The sequence below is a fragment of the Halostella sp. PRR32 genome, assembly GCF_034808085.1.
Lineage (GTDB): Archaea > Halobacteriota > Halobacteria > Halobacteriales > Natronoarchaeaceae > Halostella > Halostella pelagica.
In genome coordinates this window covers 1-260 of record NZ_JAXHGL010000187.1, presented here as the reverse complement: position 1 = coordinate 260, position 260 = coordinate 1, and the positions used below count along the sequence as shown (strand labels likewise).

The following is a 260-nucleotide window of genomic DNA, read 5'->3' as shown; positions in this document are numbered from 1 at the left end:
CTCGGCACGCTCCCCGGCGCTGTCGTCGGCATCTCGCTGTGGTTCGGGCTCGTGTTCGCCACCGCGTTCTACCTCGTCGGGTTCGGGTACTACGCCGTCGACACCCTCGCGCAGCTCGGCGTCACCGTCGGCGAGAGCCTCGCCGTCCCCATCGCGCTCCTCTTCGGCGCCGCCGTCACCGTCCTGAACGTCACCGGCACCGAGAACGCCGCGAAGCTCCAGAACGGGATCGTCGCGCTCCTGCTCTCCATCCTCGTCGC

Annotated in this window: 1 pseudogene; it reads left to right on the top strand. The window is 70.0% G+C overall.

Annotated elements, in window-relative coordinates:
- Positions 1 to 260 (top strand): annotated as a pseudogene (locus SM753_RS20830) (amino acid transporter); the annotation flags it as partial.